The organism is Agrobacterium tumefaciens (assembly GCA_025560025.1).
Classification (GTDB): domain Bacteria; phylum Pseudomonadota; class Alphaproteobacteria; order Rhizobiales; family Rhizobiaceae; genus Agrobacterium.
Genome location: CP048487.1, coordinates 96,131 through 115,922 on the forward strand (window position 1 = coordinate 96,131; position 19,792 = coordinate 115,922).

Here is a 19,792-nt window from a genome sequence, read left to right on the forward strand (position 1 = left end):
ATGTTGTCAGCTTCCGAACTTTCAGAACGTCTGGCGCGCGATGCCGAGGCGGTCTGCCGCCATTACCTCTCTGCCGGCCGCCGGGCCGGCAATTACTGGGTCGTCGGCGACGTCGCCAACAGCAAGGGAAAGTCTCTCTACGTTCATCTCACGGGCCCGCGGGCGGGGCGGTGGGCAGATGCGGCGACCGCTCAATATGGCGACCTGCTCGACCTCGTGCGGGTGACCTGCGGACTGATCGACTTTCGCGATGTTGCAGACGAGGCCCGGCGTTTCCTCAACGAACCGCGGGTCAGCCCTGTCTCTTCCTGCGGGGATGACAGGCTCGAGCCAGCCGGTTGAAAGACCGGCCGCGGAACGTGCAAGACGCCTGTTCCAAATGACGCAGCCGCTCGCTGGCACTCTGGCCGACAGCTATCTGCGTCAACGCGGCATCCTGCGCGCATCTCTGCATTCCTCGCTCCGGTTCCACCCGTCCTGCTACTATCGCGATCTCGTCAGCGGCGGAACCCGCAGTTATCCTGCGCTGATCGCAGCGGTGACCGACCAGGCGGGCACGGTTACGGGCGTGCATCGCACCTGGCTCGATCCTGACGGCGACGGCAAAGCAAGGGTCGAGGATCCCCGCCGCGCGCTGGGCGGGTTGCTCGGCAACGCCGTGCGGTTCCGCTTTCCCGTTGACGGCCCCGTCCCGGTCATGGGGGCAGGCGAGGGGCTTGAAAGCATGTTGTCGCTCTCGCATGTGATGCCCGGCATGCCTGTGGTCTCGGCGCTGACGGCCAATCACCTCGCCGCCTTTCGGCCGCCAGCCGGGTGTCTGCGTCTTTACGTAGCCGCCGACGCGGATGCCGCCGGCCGGAATGGGATCGAGGGACTGAGCCGCCGAGTGCAGGCGCTCGGTATCCTGCCGCTTGTGCTCACACCGGATCTCGGCGACTTCAACGAGGATCTGCGCCGGCTTGGACCGGACCGGCTCATCGCAAATCTCCGAGGCCAACTCGCACCGGAAGACGTCAGGCTCATTCTGCCCTCGTAGTGCGGCCGAGAAGGGGACACAGGAGTGGGGCCTGGGCGTGGCTGGCAGCGCCGGTCCTGTCGGTCTCTGTCCTGGTGGCGCGCCTACGGGCCTGCCGAGAGGCGACCCTTACCAGGCGGCTGTCAGGCCTTCAGCGGGTCGGTCAGGTTTCTTCCCCGCGCCGGCTTTTTTAATCCGCATCGGCTGTTCCGAAAGCCGGTTCCCGGTTTCGGACCGATGCGGCAGCCGGCGCTCCTCGCGGCCCAAGAAACCCTCCCTCAACCGCCCGGCGCTGCGCTGGGCCGCTTCGCTGCGCTCGCGGTTCCGGCCTTCCCGCCGCCTGGACAGGGATCGCCGTCAGGCCGCGAGAGGCGCGGCCCAAACTGACGGAGACGATCATGAACCTTACCCTTCCCATCGACGACACCTTCGAACCCGACCACGCGTCTTCCCCGACCGACCGTGTCATCTACGAGATGCAAGTCTATGGCTACCGCCCCTTCCAGGACGAGCCCGACCCGCGCCCGCTACCGGAGGAGCCAATGGTCCAGTCGGCGCTGACCGCGATGTTCTCAGCGATGTTCGAGATGCTCGGCGACACGCGGCTGGAGCCTGATCTCGAAGACCTTCTCTGGTCGACGGTCAATCTCTTCCACCGCGCCGGCGAGCGTATCCAGCGCGAACTTCAGCGCAATGAGGACGCCCAGCGCACCGGCCAGCGCGAGCAGGACGGCTCTGAGGTAAAAAGCGTCGAGCTTGAGCGCCATGTCGCCGAGGGCATCACGCTTCTCGAACGCCGCAACGCCTTCGAGTTCATGCGCGACTATGCAGCTGATCTCTTCGAGGCGCAGACCGGTTCCGCATGGCGGCCGCGCACCGGTTCCAAGGTCAACCACGCCAATATGACCGCGGCGATGATCGATAGCAGAGATTTCCTGTCTGCCCGCCGGCACGCCGAAAACACCGTGCTGATCCCGGCCGGAACCAAGATCGCCTTCGGCGGCGGTATGGACTACAACGATCACGACCGGATCTGGGCCGCCCTCGACAAAGTCCATGCCAAGCACGCGGAAATGATCCTGCTGCACGGCGGCTCGCCGAAAGGCGCCGAGCGTATCGCCGCGTGCTGGGCCGATGCCCGCAAGGTCACCCAGATCGCCTTTAAGCCCGATTGGAACAAGCACGCCAAGGCCGCCCCGTTTCGCCGTAACGACGACATGCTATCGGTCATGCCATCGGGCGTCATCGTCTTCCCCGGTTCCGGCATTACCGACAACCTGCGCGATAAGGCCCGTCGGCTCGGCATCAATGTCTGGGAACTCAAAGGAGATGGCGCGTGAGCGCCATCGTCTTCGAGACGCCATCTCGCCCTCGTCTTTTGCCCGAGACTACTTGTTCAGCGCGTCCTTGAGCGCCTTCGCCGGAGTGAACGCAACCTTTTTCTGTGCGGCGACCTTGATCATCGCCCCGGTTGCCGGATTGCGCGCTTCGCGCTCCGGTGCGTCCTTCACCTTAAACTTGCCAAAGCCGGGGATGGATGTTTCCGCACCGGACGTTGTGGCGGCCGTGATGGCCGAAAATACGGCTTCAACGATAGCTTTGCCTTGAGCCTTGGTCAGACTGTGTTCGGCGGCGATCTTGTCTGCGATTTCGTTGGTTGTGGTCATATGAACTCCCTTTTCTGTCGGAACGAAATCCTTTCCACCCGGATAATCCGCTGTCACGCGGTTCGTGCCTCACTCGCGGCTGCCTTAGTCACCTTTCCACAAGTTCTAGCGATTAGACCGCCGCCGGCGGGTGGAGACGGGTATCAAGGGCGAAGGTCTCCTGGAACTTCAGCGAATAGCTGTCAGCCGCTTGGCTCGCGACAAAGATCAGGTTCCAGCTATGGGTGGACACCGCGCTTGGGATTGCGACAAAACGATGCTGTCGCAGCAGGTCGTCGCCAAATGCCTGCTGACCAGCGCTCGGTATACCGGGCCGGAGCCAGTTCGGATTGGGAACGGTGGCGGGATCGACGATATGCACCGCGGCGGTGTCGGCGATGACAGCGGCCGTCAGGATATGTGGGACTGTGTCCAGCGCAGGAAAACCCTTGTGGACCGCGACCTCAAGGATCGCCGTCGACGGGTCGATGGAGCAGTAGATTGCCCGCACGCCCTTGCTGTTCCAGCGACCGCCGACACGGTAAGCGCCTTCACCGCTATCCCATGTGGGAGCATAAGCGGCCTGGTCGAGCCGCCACGCGATCAGCTCGGACCCGCCAAGCGCAATCGGCAAAGGCGTCATGCATAGACGCCGTATTCGAGCCGTTCCAGATAGTCCTCAACCAGCTCGACGCCGGCAGGCGTTCCGAGCAGGTCGATCGGGCGGCGTTGATCGAGCCCGATGGCAGGACGCTCCAGCCATTGCTCAGCTTCCGCCTGCGTTCCCAGCACATCCGTCGCCTTCGACAGGATTTCGGCAAACTTCCATGCCCGACCGCTCTGTTCCTGGCTGAGCGGCTTGGACGGCGCGTCCTTTCGGCGTTGCCATGTCCTGAGGCTCATACCGACGGCCTTTTCGAGGGATTCGGTCTTCCCAATAAAGACCAGGCTTCCGACGAGGTGATCGATTGCGGAGGCCGGTAAGCCGATCAGCAGCAATTCATGTGCGTCGAGCGCTGTTGTCAGCCGGCGCGACAGCACGCGAGCGCCACCGAGTAGGGCCTCGATCTTTTGCAGTTCCCCGCCGCGTGTCATTGAAGAAGGTGCTTCTGCTGCGACCGCCATCACTGTCTCCTGTGTCATCTGTCGTTCCAAATATGACATCTGTCGCCGCGCATTTCAAGTAACAAGGCAAACCCGGCGATTTGCATGAAATCGGCGGGGCTCGTCACGCGCTTTTCGTGAATATTCGATTAAAGCGAAACTTGCTTTACTGACTTTTGCAACGTCGCAGATTAGAAAATTTTGCGGTGCCGACGATCTCTTGTTGGGGCATTCCGTTCGAAAGCGCCACTCCTCACCTTGCTGAGGAATCTCTTGCATTTTTGAGGAATTGTGTACACATTTGCCGCTTAAATGGAGCCCCGTAATGCCTCAGTCCCGGCCACAGACATCACCTCCCCGCCGTGTCGGCGTTCGGGAGTTTCGCGGCAATCTGACGTCCTTCCTCAAGCAGGTTGAGGATGGCCAGCGGTTTGTCCTCACCTCCCATCATAAGGTCGTTGCGGAGATTGGGCCACCATCAAAGGAAATTGTAGCTCGCAAACCTGGCGCGTTGCGCGGCAAGATCAAAGTTGCTGAAGACTTCGACAGCTTGCCGGCGGACGTCCTGGCCGCGATGGAAGACGAGGCGTGAGGCTTCTCCTCGATACGCATGCCCTATTGTGGTGGTTGAACGATGACGCGAAGCTGGGCAACCATGCGCGTGGCCTTATCGGCGATTCTGAGAACGACGTTCTTGTCAGCGTTGTCTCCCTTTGGGAAATCACAGTGAAGCTTCGGATTGGCAAACTCGATGCCGATCTAGAAGAAATTCTTGCGATCTTGCCGGCTCAGGGCTTCGATCGGCTGGACATCTCAGATGCGCATCTTATCGCCCTTGCCGCTCTTCCGCTTCATCACCGTGATCCTTTCGATCATCTCCTCATGGCACAGGCCGTGGTGGAGGGCGCACATTTCGTTTCGCAGGATCGGACTGTGGCGCTTTACGGTATTCCTTTCGTGACGTGCTCGGATCCTAGCGCCTTGTGATTTTCGCGGGGTTGAATCTGACGATGAAGCCGGCCCCGATCGTGCGGGCGGGTCGCTTGCCTATAGCGGTGTATCGGGCGGATAAGGACCGCTCTGACGGCCGGGCGCTGCCAGGCGAATGGGCGAAAGCCCGAAGCCGATGCCCTACGCGAGCTGCGTCATCCGATATTGCAAACAGTCTGAAGGCCGCGGTGCGGTCACCGTGCCGATCGCGCGGACACGCAATGTCTGATGTTGGCAGTAGGCGTGCTCGTCCGCATGTCACAGTTGAGACCAGGCGAGGGCGCGACATTGACCCGGACGGCGGCGAAGCGCTCATGAGGCGCGACGCCAACATCCCGCAGCGCTGGGCCGGGCAGCCATGGGTTAACGCACCCTTCAGTTGCCCCGAACCATTCCCGAATTTATGTCGCTCGTATAGACGACCGCCGGCTTTTGCGGCCAACCCCTGAAGGGGTAAGACTCGGTCAAAATTTTTGCGAAATTCGATTTCGGTATTTTCCCTCTGGCGGAAAATAGAATTTCGCAAAATTTTTGTCCGAGCTGACCGCAGCAGATCGGCCGTCTCTTCGTGCGCCATCGGGAAATGGTCCCGAGCAACCGAAGGAGACACAACCATGGCCACCACGATCGCAACCCTGACGCAGAAGACCGACGGCATCCTCGAAGGCGTCTTCGCCACCATCCGGGTCAACGCCCCGATCGCCATCATCCCGAACGCCAGCAAGGCTAGCGAGGAAGCCCCCGACTACCGCGTCATCCACCGCAAGACCGGCTTCGAGATCGGCGCTGGTTGGAACCGCATCGCCCGGCAGACCGGCGAGGAATACCTCTCGGTGAAGCTGGAGGCCCCCGAGATCGGCGTGATCTTCGGCAACCTCGCCCAGGCACCGGGCGGCGATCCCAGCAAGAAGGTGATCCTCTGGAACAACCCGAACTGAACGGCGAGCATCGGCCCCGAGCGATCGGGGCCGGCTCTAGCGTGTGCGGCCAGCCCGCCGGAACAATTGGCTGAAATGATCGCGGGCATCGAGCCCGCGATCATTCCTTCTGGTGCCACACGAGACCAAACCCTGTCTGCTCAGAATACCAAGTCTGCCGCGAGCATCGCGCCGCCTCAAGGACATCGCGGCCCCTCCAATTTTCAGCCGACGCCCTGAAGGGCGCCGTCAGAAAATCGGTTCCTCCGCTCGCCGCCTCCGGCGGTCGCGTGCCGCGATCCTTGACCCGGCCCAATCCTCACGCCCACCGACGTCATCTTTCACAAATCTCAAGGAGACGAAGATGACGCTGGAACATCACATTGAAGAATTGCGCGCCGAACTCAGAAACTGCTGGGACCGCGAGGAGCGCCGCGAAATAGAGGCGGAGCTGGAAGTAGCGGTTGCCGAACTCAATATCTGGATCGATGAACTGACGCAGGATCTGCGGGGTGAGAAGCCTCCCTTCTGAGGGAGGCGCTTGCCGCATCGCCAAGCCGGGCTCGCCGGATCGACCGGCAAGCCTGGCTCCAATGCCGTTGCGCGTATAAATGGACAACTCTGCCCTTCCTTGCATCCAACCTGCAGGGGCAGCGCCAACCGTAGCGCTCGTTAACCGATGCGCTGATGCCTGATCGTCTTCAGACTGTAGCCGCGGGCCCGTTTCCGGCATAGGAGATTGAGAAACATGGCGACGGCCTCCTTTTCCCCGTCGAAGTGATGTTCGATTGATTGTCCGCTCGAACCGATGCGGCCCCATCGGCGGGTCAGGCAAAAAGTGCCGAACAAGGTCGGTTCGATCGAGAGCGCATAATAACGCGCCATGTTCCTGGCTGGGTCCGTGCGTTCGATATAGAGCTGGTAAGGTTGAGCAAGCATGGCCCAAGAATCGCCGATCGTGGGAACCCGGTCCAACGACAGTTTTGAATCGAAACGCCTGCATCGATTCATTTTTGTGATCTCTGCTTGGTGATGCGGTGGCCGTTGGCGCGGACAGTGTTCGGACGAGCCGGCCGCTGGCCGACCGTGCTCTACTCGCGCCGTTTCGTCGCTCCCCGAGCCGACGTTGTCGTCTCGGCCTTTGGTGACGATCACTCTCGCGGGCAAACCGCATCGACCGGCCGCCACGCCTCAGCGCTTGCTCCTCGCGCGTGGCAACGACTGCGCCGACCATGGTCCCTCAAGCACTTTAGGACTCGGCACCCTTGCGATAGTCGCCAATATCCTCCTGTACCACTCTATCAACCTCGTTCTTGCCCTTGGCCGCAGCTTCGGTTTAGAATCCTATGCGATCGGAATTCCGCTATCGATGGAGCCCGCAATGCCGACAACGCCGCTGGCCGCCGAAATCGAGTCGAGATGACGGAGCCCCGCAACACCCGGCGATCGTTTCCTGCCATCGCGCGACTTCTCTTCCTGATCGTCGGCGGGCTGACGAAGGCGACCCTCTACACCGCGTGGTGTCTCGCCTTCTACATTCTCAGCATGTTTCGCCCGTTAACCGGGATGGCGATGGTGGCTGCAATCGTCATGGTGCCGCTCTCGATTGCAGCCTTCGTCAAGCCCGAGGCAGCGAACGGTATGCCGTTCTGGGCCTTCATTCTGATGACCTTCGGTTTCGCCGGCTTCTCCATCGGATACACGATCTTTCTCGACTGGATCACGCCGCCCGGCCTGGAAGATACGTCCGCACGGTTCCGCCGCGGTGACCGCGGCTGAACAATCAGCAAAGAGTTCGGCTCGATTTCGCTGGTCGGTCGGGCTATGTTCAAAAAATCGCACCATCTCCAACGAGGAAAATAAGATGGCATCCATTGAAGAAGCGGCAGCCGCGACAAACTCCATCCTGGAGCACGTGTCATCCGCGCTGGAAAGGTTGCAAGGTGGTTTTAACGGCCGAATCGTCAATGGCTTCGGCATCTATGCCGATCCGTCCAATAGACACTACGACCTGATCGAGGCGCGCAAGGCGATCGACGCGGCACTGGCCGTCATGAAGGCAACGAAATGGCCGACAGAGGCCGAATACGACGCGCACGAAAACGCCTGAGCACTTACGGCCTCAGCTTGGCGAACCTGTTGGGTTTCACCTGCGTGTCCATGTCCTTTCTCCTGAAATAGATCGCCCGACCGCAACGGATCGGGCTGTGGCCCTGGACGACGATGATCTGCTCGTCCTTCCTCATCGACTGTGTGATCTCATGCGGCATGATCAGCGGTCGGCGCTGGAAATTGACGCTCTCTGATTTTCGCGATGCGCTGTTTTTCGTGTCCCAGCCAATGTTGCGGGAACTGCCCTTCACTTCGACGGTCATCTCCCCACATTGCGCCGAGACGTTGCGAGCTGTCTCCAACGCTTTGATCGCAGCGTAGCTCGCGAACGCGCAGCCGTCGATCCACGAGACTGCGCCGTCTTTTCCAAAATGCCGCTCAAGCTGACCAACGGACTGGTAGAGAAGCATCATGCTGACGCCGTACTTGCGGCCGCGGTCGCGCGCCTCTTCGAGCACGCGCATATAGCCGAGGAGGTCCACCTCATCCAACATGAACAGCGCCCGGCGTTCGAACGCGCCGTCAGCTTCAATCATGGCATTGATCAGCGAGCCGACGATCACACGCCCGATCCCCGGATAGGAACGCAGGATCGATGCGGGGATATTGAGGAACACATCCTTCTTGCCGCCTATGAGATCGCTGGCTCTGAATGTGTTGCCACACACGAGGGCTGCGTAATTGTCGAGCGACAGCCATTGCGTATCCTTCGACGCGGTCGAATAGACGCCTGAGAACGTCTGCTCGGTCATGTTGACGAACACACCCAGCGTTTCGCTGATGAATTTCGATGCTGAATTTTGTTGAACGTCGCGGAGCATGGCAAGCACCGACGTCTCCGGCTCGGAGACGATCTGGCGAAGACTGCGCAGGTTTCGCCGTCCTGCATATTCTGGCGACAGCATGACATGCGCCAGAAGGCCGGTCAGAAGATTGTGCGCCTGCGACTGAAAGTAAGAGCCGGTCGAGGATTCGAAGCGCACGCTTTCCGACAACAGCATGTGAGCGATACCGACAATGTCCTGTTCCTTCTGCTTCGACGTCTCGATGCCGTCGAGCACGTTGAAGCCCATGATCGGGTTTGTCGGGTCGAGCACCATCACCTGACGCCCTAGCCTTTCGCGCCGATGCTCGACGACCATAGGGGCGACCTCCGTGGACGGGTCGAGACAAATCAGGGGACCGGAATATCGAAGTGCTGTCGGGATAACGTTGCTGGTGGTTTTGTATCCACCGGACCCCGCGAAAAAAAGCATGTGAGTGGAATCGAAATCTTGGCGGTAGGTGAGCAGCGGCGCCTTGCCACCCTGTCCCCAGGTCGCCGGATCGTTCGGATCGAATGGCAGCTCATGAACGATTTCCTTGTCGACACGATATCGCTCGCCGACGACAATCTCGCCGTCGTCGGGAAAGAGCCGGGCCGCCGCGGACATGGAGAGCCAGTCCGCATCACCGAAGGTACCGCGCCTGGCGCGCTTCACCGGTTCGGAGACAACGGTCGAGATGCGTGCGGATGCCGCCGTCGCCATGAAACCGGCGACGGCGCCGACAACCGCGACCATATCGATGAACGACAGCGCCTGATTCCACGTGGCCGCGCCGCTCTCGACGGACGGTGACAGCCGGCCGAACTCTCGAAGCCCATAAAAGCTGGCGACGGATAAAAAGCAGATGAGTGTCGCCATCGCTATCGGCTTTCGCCGATGCAATGGCAAAGCCCAAACCGTGAGAAGCCCCGCTAGGGGCCCGAACAAGAGAACCGGCACGGGAGAGGCTCGAAGGAACCAGTACTGTGTTTTTCCGCTCATGCCCGCAGCGAGTTCCGGCCAACGCCAGCCGACGACATAGGCCGCAAAAGCTGCGACTGTGATCGGCACGAGTATGAGCAACAGGCTCAGGTGGGGTCTTGCCCTGATTGTCATTCTGCCGCCTCGACCATGAGCGGTGTGCCGCCATCCAGCATCGGGACTTTGAAAGCCTCCTCACCGATCCCCCGGAGTCGCCGATGCTCCAGTGAGCTCGGTGCAATCCTCGCAAGCTCCAGCAATCCGCCGAGCAAGAAGGCGCGGTCTGCCTTCGACAGGCCAGCTCGCACGACAATGCCGCCAAGCAGGAATTTTTCGCGCGCTTCCTTTTTCCGGTCAGTTGTCATGAGAAACCTCCGTCTCCGCTCCAGCCCCACCATCTGCCTGTCCACGCGGCGCAGCAGATGCGCAACCAGACCCCTTCTTTTCCGCTTTGTGAAATCGCGCTGCGATCTCTTCGAAGATGCGATCGACCTCCTCGTCAGCGATCTCCAGTTCCGCCAGCCCCGACTTCGTCGCAGCGCGCGCGAAACGATCGGCAGATTTTACTATCAACATTTTCTTACGCTCCCGCAGCTTCTCGATCTGAGCGTCAATATCCAGAAGTGCCGATTTTGTCGCCATTATTCGTATCCTTTCTTGGCTTCGAGAAAATTTCCGATCAGCATTTAACTTACTAGAAAATGGTAGTCAAATATGTCACTATGCACAAGTCCCCAAATCGTCGATGCCGGAATTCCGGCTTGGGCCGTCTTCCGGAAAAGCGGCATCGGCCCTGTGGTCCGATCGGTTTGAGGGCGCAATATACGTCGCTGTCGCGACGTGCCTGAGAGGTTCGGAGACCAGTCGTGGCGATCATGTTCGTCAGAGCCCAGGTGATTGGAAGGGGAGCGGGGCGCAGCATCGTCTCGGCCGCCGCCTATCGCCATCGCGCCCGGATGATGGACGAGCAGGCCGGTACGTCCTTCAGCTATCGGGGAGGGGCCGCGGAACTGGTGCATGAGGAATTGGCGCTGCCGGATCAGATCCCGGCCTGGTTCAAGAATGCAGTGAGCGGAAAATCCGTGGCCGGTGCCAGCGAGGTCCTGTGGAATGCGGTCGATGCCTTCGAGACGCGGGCGGACGCCCAGCTTGCGCGCGAGTTGATCATCGCCCTGCCGGAGGAATTGACGCGGGCGGAGAACATCGCTGTGGTGCGCGAGTTCGTGCAAGACAATTTTACGTCCAAGGGGATGGTCGCGGATTGGGTCTATCACGACAAGGACGGCAATCCGCATATCCATCTGATGATGACGCTGCGTCCCCTGACGGAGGAGGGTTTCGGCCCGAAGAAGGTTGCTGTGCTTGGCGAGGATGGCGAGCCGCTGCGTGTCGTCACGCCGCATCGGCCGAACGGCAAGATTGTCTACAAGCTCTGGGCCGGCGACAAGGAAACCATGAAGGTGTGGAAGATTGCCTGGGCGGACGCTGCAAACCGGCATCTGGCGCTTGCCGGTCATGAGATCCGTCTCGACGGGCGCTCCTATGCCGAACAGGGTCTCGACGGGATCGCGCAAAAGCATCTCGGTCCGGAAAAGGCAGCACTCGCCCGCAAGGGCGTCGAGATGTATTTTGCGCCGGCCGATCTTGCCCGCCGGCAGGACATGGCGGATCGATTGCTCGCGGAACCGGAGCTTCTGTTGAAGCAGATCGGCAATGAGCGCTCGACATTCGACGAAAAGGAAATCGCCAGGGCGCTGCATCGCTATGTCGACGATCCCGTCGATTTCGCCAATATCCGGGCGCGCCTGATGGCGTCGGACGATCTCGTAACCCTGAAGGCGCAGGTGTTCGATCCCGAGACTGGAAAGGCCGCGGAACCGGCCGTCTTCACGTCGCGCGATATGCTGCGCATCGAATATGACATGGCGCAGTCGGCGCGGGTTCTTTCGCAGCGCAAGGGCTTTGCGGTTTCGTCTCAGGCAGTCGCTGCCGCTGTCGAGACCGCTGATCCTGAAAAGCGATTCCGGCTCGACGCGGAGCAGGTCGATGCTGTCCGTCATGTCACGGGTGAGAGCGGTATCGCGGCGGTGGTCGGTCTTGCCGGCGCGGGCAAGTCGACCCTGCTTGCGGCGGCGCGCGTTGCCTGGGAAAGCGACGGTCGCCGGGTTGTCGGTGCGGCACTTGCCGGCAAGGCGGCGGAAGGACTGGAAGATAGTTCCGGCATCAAGTCGCGCACGCTGGCGTCATGGGAACTGGCCTGGGCGAGCGGGCGTAATTTGCTCAAGCGCGGCAATGTGCTGGTCATCGATGAGGCCGGCATGGTGTCCTCGCAGCAGATGGCGCGCGTGCTGAAGGCCGCCGAGGAGGCTGAGGCGAAAGTCGTCCTGGTCGGCGATGCCATGCAGTTGCAGCCGATCCAGGCTGGTGCTGCGTTCCGGGCCATATCGGAGCGGATCGGGTTCGCTGAACTCGCCGGCGTTCGTCGCCAGCGAGAACAGTGGGCGCGCAGCGCCTCCCGGCTCTTTGCACGCGGCGAGGTCGAGAAAGGCCTCGACGCCTATGCCCAACATGGCCATCTGGTCGAGGCGGACACGCGCGATGAAGTCGTCGGGCGGATGGTCGCCGACTGGACGGAGGCGCGCAATCGGGCGATCGAGGCCTCCGTCTCGGAAGGTAGGGAAGGCCGCCTTCGCGGCGACGAGCTGCTCGTGCTCGCCCACACCAACGAGGACGTGAAGCGCCTGAACGAGGCGCTGCGATCGGTGATGATCGACGCCGGCGCACTCAGCGATCGTAGCTCATTCCGGACAGAGCGCGGTGAGCGGGAGTTCGCTGCCGGTGACCGGATCATCTTTCTGGAAAATGCCCGTTTCGTGGAACCGCGCGCCAACAGCCTCGGTCCGCAATATGTGAAGAACGGCATGCTTGGCACGGTCATTTCCACGGGCGACAAACGGGGCGATGCCTTATTGTCCGTCCGTCTCGACAATGGCCGCGATGTCGTCATCAGCGAAAACAGCTATCGCAATGTCGATCATGGCTATGCCGCCACCATCCACAAATCCCAAGGGTCGACCGTCGATCGGACCTTGGTGCTCGCCACCGGTATGATGGACCAGCACCTGACCTATGTGTCGATGACGCGGCATCGCGACGGCGCCGAGTTCTATGCCGCGAAAGAGGATTTCGAGGCGAGACCGGAATGGGGATGGAAGCCGCGCGCCGATCATGCGGCCGGCGTAACCGGCGAACTCGTGGAAACCGGGAACGCGAAGTTCCGACCCGATGACGAGGATGCCGACAAGAGCCCCTATGCGGACGTCAGGACGGATGCCGGAACCGTCCACCGTCTCTGGGGCGTGAGCCTGCCGAAAGCGCTGGAGAAGGCGGGTATCTCGGAGGGCGACACCGTGACGCTACGCAAGGATGGTGTCGAAAAGGTCAAGGTGCAGGTCACCGTTGTCGACGAAGAGGCCGGCGAGAAGCGCAGCGAGGAACGCGAGGTCGATCGCAACGTCTGGACCGCCGAGCAGAAGGAATCCGCGGCCGCCCGTTCGGAACGCATCGAGAAGGAGAGCCACCGGCCGGAACTGTTCGGGCGTCTTGTCGAGCGTCTGTCGCGCTCCGGCGCGAAAACCACGACGCTCGATTTCGAGAGCGAGGAAGGCTACCGGGCGCATGCGCAGGATTTCGCGCGGCGACGTGGGCTCGACACGCTCTCCCAGGCTGCGGCCGGAATGGAGGAGGGCGCTTCCCGGCGGCTGGCGTGGGTTGCGGAAAAGCGGGAGCTGGTGGCGAAGCTCTGGGAGCGCGCGAGCGTGGCGCTTGGCTTCTCGATCGAGCGGGAACGGCGCGCCGCCTACAATGAAGCCCGGGCGGAAGCTCTCGTGGAAGGCATGCCGGTCAGCGGACATTATCTGATCCCGCCGACCACCCAATTCGCTCGCGGTGTGGATGAGGATGCGCGGCTGGCGCAGCTTTCATCGCCGGCCTGGAAGGACCGTGAAGCGATCCTGCAGCCGTTGCTGGAGAAGATCTACCGCGATCCGGTGGCCGCCCTCTCGACCCTCAATGCCCTGGCGTCTGACGGTGACGTTGAACCTCGGACGCTTGCCGGGGATCTTGCCGCAGCACCGGATCGGCTCGGCCGACTGCGCGGTTCTGATCTGGTGGTCGACGGACGCGCAGCCCGCAATGAGCGCGCGGACGCGATGGCTGCTCTGAGGGAATTGCTGCCCTTGGCGCGCGCCCATGCCACGGAATTCCGCCGGCAGGCCGAGCGCTTCGGTATCCGCGAACAGCAACGACGCGCCCATATGTCCCTGTCGATACCGATGCTGTCGAAGCCGGCAATGGCGCGCCTCGTCGAAATCGAGAGAATCCGCGAACGGGGCGGGGACGATGCCTACAAGACCGCTTTCGCCTATGCCGTCGAGGACCGCCAACTGGTTCAGGAGGTCAAGGCCGTCAACGACGCCTTGACCGCACGCTTCGGCTGGAGCGCCTTCACCGCGAAGGCCGATGTGGTTGCCCAGCGTAACATCGCCGAGCGCATGCCGGAAGATCTCGCGCCGGAGCGCCGGGAGAAAATCCTCCGCCTGTTCGCCGCCGTCAGGCGTTTTTCCGAGGAACAGCATTTGGCCGAAAAACAGGATCGTTCGAAGATCGTCGCCGGCGCGAGCATCGAGATCGGAAAGGAAGCGATGCCCATGTTGCCGATGTTCACCGCTGTGACCGAGTTCAGGACGCCGGTGGAAGAAGAAGCGCGCAACCGTGCTAGCACGGTCGCGCACTATCGTCACCATCGCGCAGCCCTTGCCGAGACCGCGACGCTCATCTGGCGCGATCCTGCAGGCGCGGTCGGAAAGATTGAGGAGCTTGTCGGAAAAGGCTTTGCCGGCGAGCGGATCGCCGCGGCGGTCAGCAACGATCCCTCTGCCTATGGTGCGTTGCGTGGTTCTGACCGCCTGATGGACAGGTTGCTCGCCGTCGGTCGCGAACGAAAGGAAGCGCATCAGGCTGTGCCGAAAGTTGCCAGCCGCGTGCGTTCGCTCGGTGCGTCGTGGGCGACAGCCCTTGATGCGGAGACTCGAGCCGTCACCGAGGAGCGTCGGCGCATGGCGGTTGCCATCCCAGGGCTATCGCAGGCGGCCGAGGATGCCCTCCGGAAACTGGTGGCAGAAGTGAACAGGCAGAACAAGGACAAGCAAAAGAACACCAAGCGCGGTGTTGCTGCGGGTTCACTCGAGCCACGTGTCGTCCGGGAGTTTGCAGAGGTCAGCCGGGCGCTCGACGAGCGTTTCGGCCGGAATGCGATTCTGAGGGGTGAGAAGGATACCGGCAATCTCGTCTCACCGGCGCAACGCCCCGCCTTCGAGGCGATGCGAGAGCGCCTGCAGGTGCTGCAGCAGGCGGTGCGGGCAGAAAGTACTCAGAACATTATCGCCGAGCGCCAGCGTCGCACGATCGAACGAGGCCGTGTTTTCACTCGATAGGAATCAGTAGGACGAGACCGAAACATTTGGTGGAAGATCACAAACGTCGCTGAGGGGTTTGATCGCATCAAATCGAGGCAGCCGGCAGCCGCTCGCGACGAGGCTTGCGCCAAGCACAATATTACATGACGCTGGTCAACTTGGTGGTTCGACAGCTACGCCCTGCAAATCTTCTGTATTGATCGGAGGGAGCCAATGGACTTCATTCTCTCATGTCCGTTGTCGCCGTTCTCGGGAATTGCCCGGACCTGGCCCCTGGTGCTGGCAGCCACGTCACTGATCTTGCGGCGCCGGGCGCGAGTTCCCACAAGCGACCCTCGATCAACGTTTGAATGCCGTAGAACGTGAGCAGGTCTCCGGCGGAGACCCGTACGATGAGACCATCGTTAGCGACTCGGATGATCGCAAACCCGTTCTCGAAGTTGAGTTGTCTGCCGCTGTCCCTGTCGATGATCGACAAGCAGATATCTGTGCTCTGCATGCAGATTTTCTTTGCTATGGCCGGCGCAGCCTCTAGCTCAATGAAGGCCTCCGAGACGTTTTGATACCTCATTCATCCTCCGTCAGAAGTGTCTCTCTTCGGCAGTATGTCCAATATACGACATACGCGATGGCCAGCAGTGTTATGGTGGACAGCATGTCGTCGGTCTTGACGATGGGAAATACCCACAACGGCACTCCCTCATATGAGCGATCGCCGCGCGGTTGACATTCCCGGGCGATGCCGCACAGCAGGCGGCATGAGATCTATCAGGACCGCTGAGAACAGGAGGGCCCGCCGACTCTTCGGGGCGGGTTTTGCCAATCGGCTTCGATACTTCGCAGGCCTATGTCCCAGAGATGGCCCGGGCAATGACCGGAGGCAGGGCTACAGCCCAGCGGGTGCTTATATCGCTGCCCGGCGTTCGCGCGGGACCTGACGGTCGCCACCTGCGTCACGGGCTCGTTCGAAGTTGCTGGTCTGAAGGTCACCGAGCCCCGCAATATCGCGCAATGAGGTGACGACGACAGACTTGCTGCTTGGTTGTCGCACAGAATAAGGGGCGCATGTGCCAAGGCGTTCACGATTGTCCCGCACACGGGAAACCCGGGGGCCCGCCGTCATGCTGTTTCAAGACGTTCAATTGCGGTACTGTTTACGAGCGGGTGCTTTCGCAATAGTGGATGCGAGTTGGCGGCCGATCTCGATGATGTCATCACGATTGGCGGTCGGGTCCTGTTTGCTCCAGGCCAGTCCAAGGCCGATGCGCAGATCGATCTCTTCCACCGCCTTTAAACGAAAGTTCCTGTTCGGCAGATTTGCCGCCCATTCCGGAACGAAGCCGACCCCGACACCTGCGGAAACGAGAGCTATCAGTGAAAGTGTGTCGTCGCAGGTGTAGACGATCCGGTCGGAAAGATCATGCTCACGGTATGTATCCAGAAAGTACCGCTCCGTGTAGGACAGGTTCGAACGCGAAAAGGAAATGATCTTCTGACGGCGCAAGTCCTCAAGCGTGACGGTCTGGGCTTCTGCGAGAGCATTGTCTTTGGAGACGGCGAGTAAATAGCGCTCCTCTGTTAGCGCCTGCCATCGCAATGCGCCGTTGTTGTCCAGTGGCCGGACAAAACCGATATTGACCTGTCCGCGCTCAATGTCCCGCACGATGGATTCGGTTGTGCCGTTGCGGATATGAATGCGGATGTCTGGATAGCGTCGGCCAATTCGTGCAAGAAAATCGGGCAGAACACCGAAGGTTGCCGGGTGGATGGTGCCGATGGTGATCTTGCTGGCAGCTTTGCCCGCGACCGCCTGTGTGATCGCGCAGCTTTCGTCGACATCGCGAAGCAGTTGAACGCAACGCTCGTAAAAAACAGAACCTGCCGGGGTGAGTTGTACGCGGCGTGTGGAACGAATGAGAAGGGGAAGGCCCAGTTCCTTCTCGATCGCCTGGACTTGGGCAGTGACTGCAGGCTGGGCGAGGTTGAGCCGGATGGAGGCGCGCCCGAAATGCAGTTCCTCTGCGACGGCAACGAATGTGCTCATTTGGCGCAGATCCATTTCAGTTCCTTCCGCCGGACGCGCGATTAAGGTCGAGGCGGGCCTCTAATTCCAAGAGGATAGAGTGGTCCGTTGCGTTGGTCCAGATGCAACATTGATAGGACATCGCGATTAATGGTTGCTGAAGGCGGTTTAACCCCGCATAGTGTCGAAGCAGGTGGATTGGGGCTACAACAATGTGGAGTAGCAATAGCCTGCCGATAACGGCTAGGATACCCGTTCAGAAGAATCGATGGTGAGGCCATGAAAACGGATATCGGACATCTTCCGCAGGCAAAGCAGCGCGAGCTGGAAAGGGTCGTCCGGATCATCCACGAAGAGTTCACCGGCATTGTCGAGCGTTCGAAGTCGGAGGCCAAAAAGGACGGGCGGATTTATAAAATCATCCTGTTCGGTTCCTACGCCCGTGGCACATGGGTGGATGAACCGCATACGTCGAAAGGCTATCGATCGGATTTCGACATCCTTGTCATCGTCAGCAACAAGGAACTGGCCGACCCCAAATACTGGGACAAGGCCACCGACCGGCTGATGTGGGACAAGGAGATCGAGACACCGGTTGGACTGATCGTGCATGGTGCCCGCGAGATCAGCAATTTTTTACATGATGGCCAATATTTCTTCGTCGATCTCGCCCGCGAAGGTGTCATCCTCTACGAATTCGATGATCGGCCGCTGGCTGAGCCGAAACCGCTCAGCCCTGCCGATGCACTTAGGGTCGCGGAAGAGCATTTTGAAAAACAGTTGAATGGCGCGAAATATTTCCTCCAGCTGGCACGTTACTCGATAGCCGATGGTCAACCAAATCATGCGGCTTTCACGCTTCATCAGGCAGTCGAAACCGCCTATTCCTGCTACCTCCTGACGCTCACTAATTATTCGCCGCCCTCGCACAATCTGAAATTCCTGCGCGGGCTTTCAGAAGATCGTGACCGCCGTCTGGTCGACATCTGGCCACGCGACCATCAGCGGTTTACCGCATGGTACAACATTCTCAACGAGGCCTATGTCAAGGCGCGCTATTCGAAGCATTTTGAAATTTCCGAGGAAGCCCTTGCCTGGCTTCAGGAGCGGACGGCCGAGCTTCATGTTCTGGTCGAGACGCTCTGCCGGGAGCACATCGAAAAGCTTCAGCAGGCCGTGAAAAACGGTAGTTGAGGCTAGTCACCTGAATCTGAAGTTCGGCTCATTGTTTTTTGGCAGAAGCGCTTGACCGAGGCGAGTATTTGGTCGGCGGATTTGACCCACTTGTATGGGGTGGGGTTTTCGTTATGGGTTTCGATGAAGGCGTCGATGTCGGCCTCCAATTTGCAGTGGAACGGTGTACGCCGCGCTGCAACTCCTTTGGTGTCAGCTCTGCGAACCACCGCTCGACCTGATTGATCCAGGAGCCGACGTTGGCGTGAAGTGAACATGCCAGTGTGGGCGGCGTGCGAGCCAGGCCTTGATCCTCGGCGTCTTGTGGGTCGCGTAATTGTCCATCACCAGATGCACGTCCGGTCCCTTGGGCATCTCGGCGTCAATCCGCTTCAGGAAGTCGAGAAAATCGGTCGCCCCGTGACGTTCGTAGCACTGGCCGATCACCGCGCCAGTCGCAACGTCGAGCGCGGCGAACAGGGATGCCGTGCCGTTGCGGACATAAGTTTGGGTGCGCGTTCGGCGGCGCCCGGCGCTTTCAATCTAGCGCAGGGGCCTGCGGGCGCGGGTTGTTTCTCTTTTCGGCTTTAGCTTTGAGAGCGGTTTTTAAAGCGCCAGGATTCGTTCCCGGTTTCCACGATCTCGTAATGGTGTGTGAGCCTGTCGAGCATGGCAGCGGTCATTTTGACATCGCCGAATACGGCCGGCCTGCGCGAACGGGAGATAGCCAAGCTCGTCCATTATGACGAAGTCGAGCCTGGTGATGAAGTCGGCGAGCCGGCCCTGTTTTCCATTGCGTGCTTCCGTCTCAAGCCGATTGTCGAGATCGACGACGTTGTAGAAGCGCCCACTGGCAAGACCGCGAGACACAGACCAGAGCTCCGAGCCAATCCCAAGGTCGCGCAGTAACGCGTGGGAGAACAGGCGAGAGACACGTCCGTTGCCATCGAAAAATGGATGGATCCATGCAAGCCGATGATGAGATGCCCCAACCCCAACGATCTTCTGGAGTTTAGACAGCATCTTGAACGAGTAGGCTTCAACGAACCTTGCGAGCAGCGGTTCAATCATCTCCGGTTCGGGAACGATGTGTTCGCCGACTTTGACGTGCCGCGTTCTCAGCTGCCCCGGGACCATAATGATTTCTTCGCCGGTATCGGAATTGCGAACAAGAAGCAGGTCATTTGGCAGCCGGCGGCAGAACTCGCCGTGCAACCAGCAGATGAAGGTTGCGCTTCTCCGGTTCTCGAGCGAAATCGCCCGCCATGGCCTGATCGATATCGATTGGTAGCGTGTTGTGTCCCTCGATGAGATTTGAGTAATAGCAGTTCATCGAGCGCACGAGATCACCGACGGAAGCACGCATGATGGGATGAAGTCGCGCTGCGGACCGACTGGCAACTGACGTCAGTTCGATCGCCAGATCTTCAAGTTCCCGGCTGCTGTCCGGAAGCAGGGGCTCTATGCTTGCGAGCGTAACCATTTTTGCCGCTTTCTATGCCGCTATAATTCTGTTTTGGAACATAGCGATAGTGCAACATTTCGGCA

General features: G+C 60.4%; 17 protein-coding genes and 4 pseudogenes. 9 read left to right on the forward strand and 12 right to left on the reverse strand.

Features of this window, described 5'->3' with window-relative positions; all coding sequences use genetic code 11:
* Window positions 1–1,036, forward strand: a pseudogene (locus FY152_24110) (DNA primase).
* Window positions 1,037–1,413: 377 nt separating this feature from the next.
* Window positions 1,414–2,355: a DUF2493 domain-containing protein gene (locus FY152_24115; protein ID UXS35256.1), complete on the forward strand. Its 942-nt coding sequence runs from the start codon at window positions 1,414–1,416 to the stop codon at window positions 2,353–2,355.
* Window positions 2,356–2,403: 48 nt separating this feature from the next.
* On the opposite strand, the gene FY152_24120 is transcribed toward FY152_24115, so the two are convergent.
* The 3 genes from FY152_24120 to FY152_24130 form a co-directional block, all read right to left on the reverse strand.
* Window positions 2,404–2,682, reverse strand: a complete 279-nt coding sequence (locus FY152_24120) for an HU family DNA-binding protein (protein UXS35257.1) — start codon at window positions 2,680–2,682, stop codon at window positions 2,404–2,406.
* Window positions 2,683–2,794: 112 nt separating this feature from the next.
* The gene (locus tag FY152_24125; GenBank protein UXS35258.1) at window positions 2,795–3,304 is read right to left on the reverse strand and encodes an RES domain-containing protein; all 510 of its coding nucleotides are present in this window, start codon (window positions 3,302–3,304) and stop codon (window positions 2,795–2,797) included.
* Complete coding sequence (locus FY152_24130) at window positions 3,301–3,786, reverse strand: DUF2384 domain-containing protein (protein UXS35494.1); 486 nt, start codon at window positions 3,784–3,786, stop codon at window positions 3,301–3,303. The genes FY152_24125 and FY152_24130 overlap by 4 nt, the downstream gene beginning before the upstream one ends.
* Window positions 3,787–4,090: 304 nt before the next feature.
* On the opposite strand from FY152_24130, the gene FY152_24135 reads away from it, so the two are divergent.
* From FY152_24135 to FY152_24145, 3 genes are all read left to right on the forward strand, one after another.
* Window positions 4,091–4,357 (forward strand): antitoxin of toxin-antitoxin stability system, encoded by a 267-nt coding sequence (locus tag FY152_24135; protein UXS35259.1) that lies wholly within the window; start codon window positions 4,091–4,093, stop codon window positions 4,355–4,357.
* Window positions 4,354–4,752, forward strand: a complete 399-nt coding sequence (locus tag FY152_24140) for a type II toxin-antitoxin system VapC family toxin (GenBank protein ID UXS35260.1) — start codon at window positions 4,354–4,356, stop codon at window positions 4,750–4,752. Before FY152_24135 ends, FY152_24140 begins: the two co-directional genes overlap by 4 nt.
* 617 nt (window positions 4,753–5,369) lie before the next feature.
* On the forward strand, window positions 5,370–5,693 hold the full coding sequence (locus tag FY152_24145; GenBank protein ID UXS35261.1) for a DUF736 family protein: 324 nt from the start codon (window positions 5,370–5,372) through the stop codon (window positions 5,691–5,693).
* A 651-nt stretch (window positions 5,694–6,344) separates the two neighbouring features.
* On the opposite strand, the gene FY152_24150 is transcribed toward FY152_24145, so the two are convergent.
* Window positions 6,345–6,683, reverse strand: a complete 339-nt coding sequence (locus tag FY152_24150) for a WGR domain-containing protein (GenBank protein UXS35495.1) — start codon at window positions 6,681–6,683, stop codon at window positions 6,345–6,347.
* 573 nt (window positions 6,684–7,256) lie between these two features.
* Here FY152_24150 and FY152_24155 point away from each other — a divergent pair.
* Together FY152_24155 and FY152_24160 are read left to right on the forward strand one after the other, a co-directional pair.
* Window positions 7,257–7,451 carry a hypothetical protein gene (locus FY152_24155; protein UXS35496.1) on the forward strand — a complete coding sequence of 65 codons (195 nt, stop codon included), beginning with the start codon at window positions 7,257–7,259 and terminating at the stop codon, window positions 7,449–7,451.
* 85 nt (window positions 7,452–7,536) lie between these two features.
* Window positions 7,537–7,782, forward strand: coding sequence for a hypothetical protein (locus tag FY152_24160; GenBank protein ID UXS35262.1), 246 nt, complete (start codon window positions 7,537–7,539; stop codon window positions 7,780–7,782).
* Between the two features lie 4 nt (window positions 7,783–7,786).
* Here the strand turns inward: FY152_24160 and traG are convergent, their stop codons facing one another.
* Genes traG through FY152_24175 form a run of 3 tightly spaced genes read right to left on the reverse strand, consistent with a single transcriptional unit; the run spans window position 7,787 to window position 10,213 of the window.
* A complete protein-coding gene (traG, locus tag FY152_24165) occupies window positions 7,787–9,706 on the reverse strand; it encodes a Ti-type conjugative transfer system protein TraG (GenBank protein UXS35263.1) in 1,920 nt (639 codons plus the stop codon).
* The gene (locus FY152_24170; protein ID UXS35264.1) at window positions 9,703–9,936 is read right to left on the reverse strand and encodes a conjugal transfer protein TraD; all 234 of its coding nucleotides are present in this window, start codon (window positions 9,934–9,936) and stop codon (window positions 9,703–9,705) included. The genes traG and FY152_24170 overlap by 4 nt, the downstream gene beginning before the upstream one ends.
* Window positions 9,926–10,213, reverse strand: a complete 288-nt coding sequence (locus tag FY152_24175) for a pilus assembly protein (GenBank protein ID UXS35265.1) — start codon at window positions 10,211–10,213, stop codon at window positions 9,926–9,928. Before FY152_24175 ends, FY152_24170 begins: the two co-directional genes overlap by 11 nt.
* A 224-nt stretch (window positions 10,214–10,437) precedes the next feature.
* Here FY152_24175 and traA point away from each other — a divergent pair, with 224 nt between their 5' ends.
* Complete coding sequence (traA, locus tag FY152_24180; GenBank protein UXS35266.1) at window positions 10,438–15,066, forward strand: Ti-type conjugative transfer relaxase TraA; 4,629 nt, start codon at window positions 10,438–10,440, stop codon at window positions 15,064–15,066.
* Between the two features lie 202 nt (window positions 15,067–15,268).
* Here traA and FY152_24185 read toward each other — a convergent pair whose 3' ends face one another.
* The gene (locus tag FY152_24185; protein UXS35267.1) at window positions 15,269–15,619 is read right to left on the reverse strand and encodes a hypothetical protein; all 351 of its coding nucleotides are present in this window, start codon (window positions 15,617–15,619) and stop codon (window positions 15,269–15,271) included.
* A gap of 567 nt (window positions 15,620–16,186) precedes the next feature.
* Window positions 16,187–17,107 (reverse strand): LysR family transcriptional regulator, encoded by a 921-nt coding sequence (locus tag FY152_24190; protein UXS35268.1) that lies wholly within the window; start codon window positions 17,105–17,107, stop codon window positions 16,187–16,189.
* Window positions 17,108–17,350: 243 nt separating this feature from the next.
* Here FY152_24190 and FY152_24195 point away from each other — a divergent pair, with 243 nt between their 5' ends.
* Window positions 17,351–18,265, forward strand: coding sequence for a HEPN domain-containing protein (locus FY152_24195; protein UXS35269.1), 915 nt, complete (start codon window positions 17,351–17,353; stop codon window positions 18,263–18,265).
* 2 nt (window positions 18,266–18,267) lie between these two features.
* Here FY152_24195 and FY152_24200 read toward each other — a convergent pair.
* The 3 pseudogenes from FY152_24200 to FY152_24210 all read right to left on the reverse strand — a co-directional run bounded on the left by FY152_24200 (window position 18,268) and on the right by FY152_24210 (window position 19,727).
* Window positions 18,268–18,760 (reverse strand): annotated as a pseudogene (locus FY152_24200) (IS630 family transposase).
* Between the two features lie 71 nt (window positions 18,761–18,831).
* A pseudogene (locus FY152_24205) lies at window positions 18,832–19,093 on the reverse strand (ATP-binding protein).
* A gap of 3 nt (window positions 19,094–19,096) precedes the next feature.
* Window positions 19,097–19,727 (reverse strand): annotated as a pseudogene (locus FY152_24210) (Fic family protein).
* Window positions 19,728–19,792 lie beyond the last annotated feature (65 nt).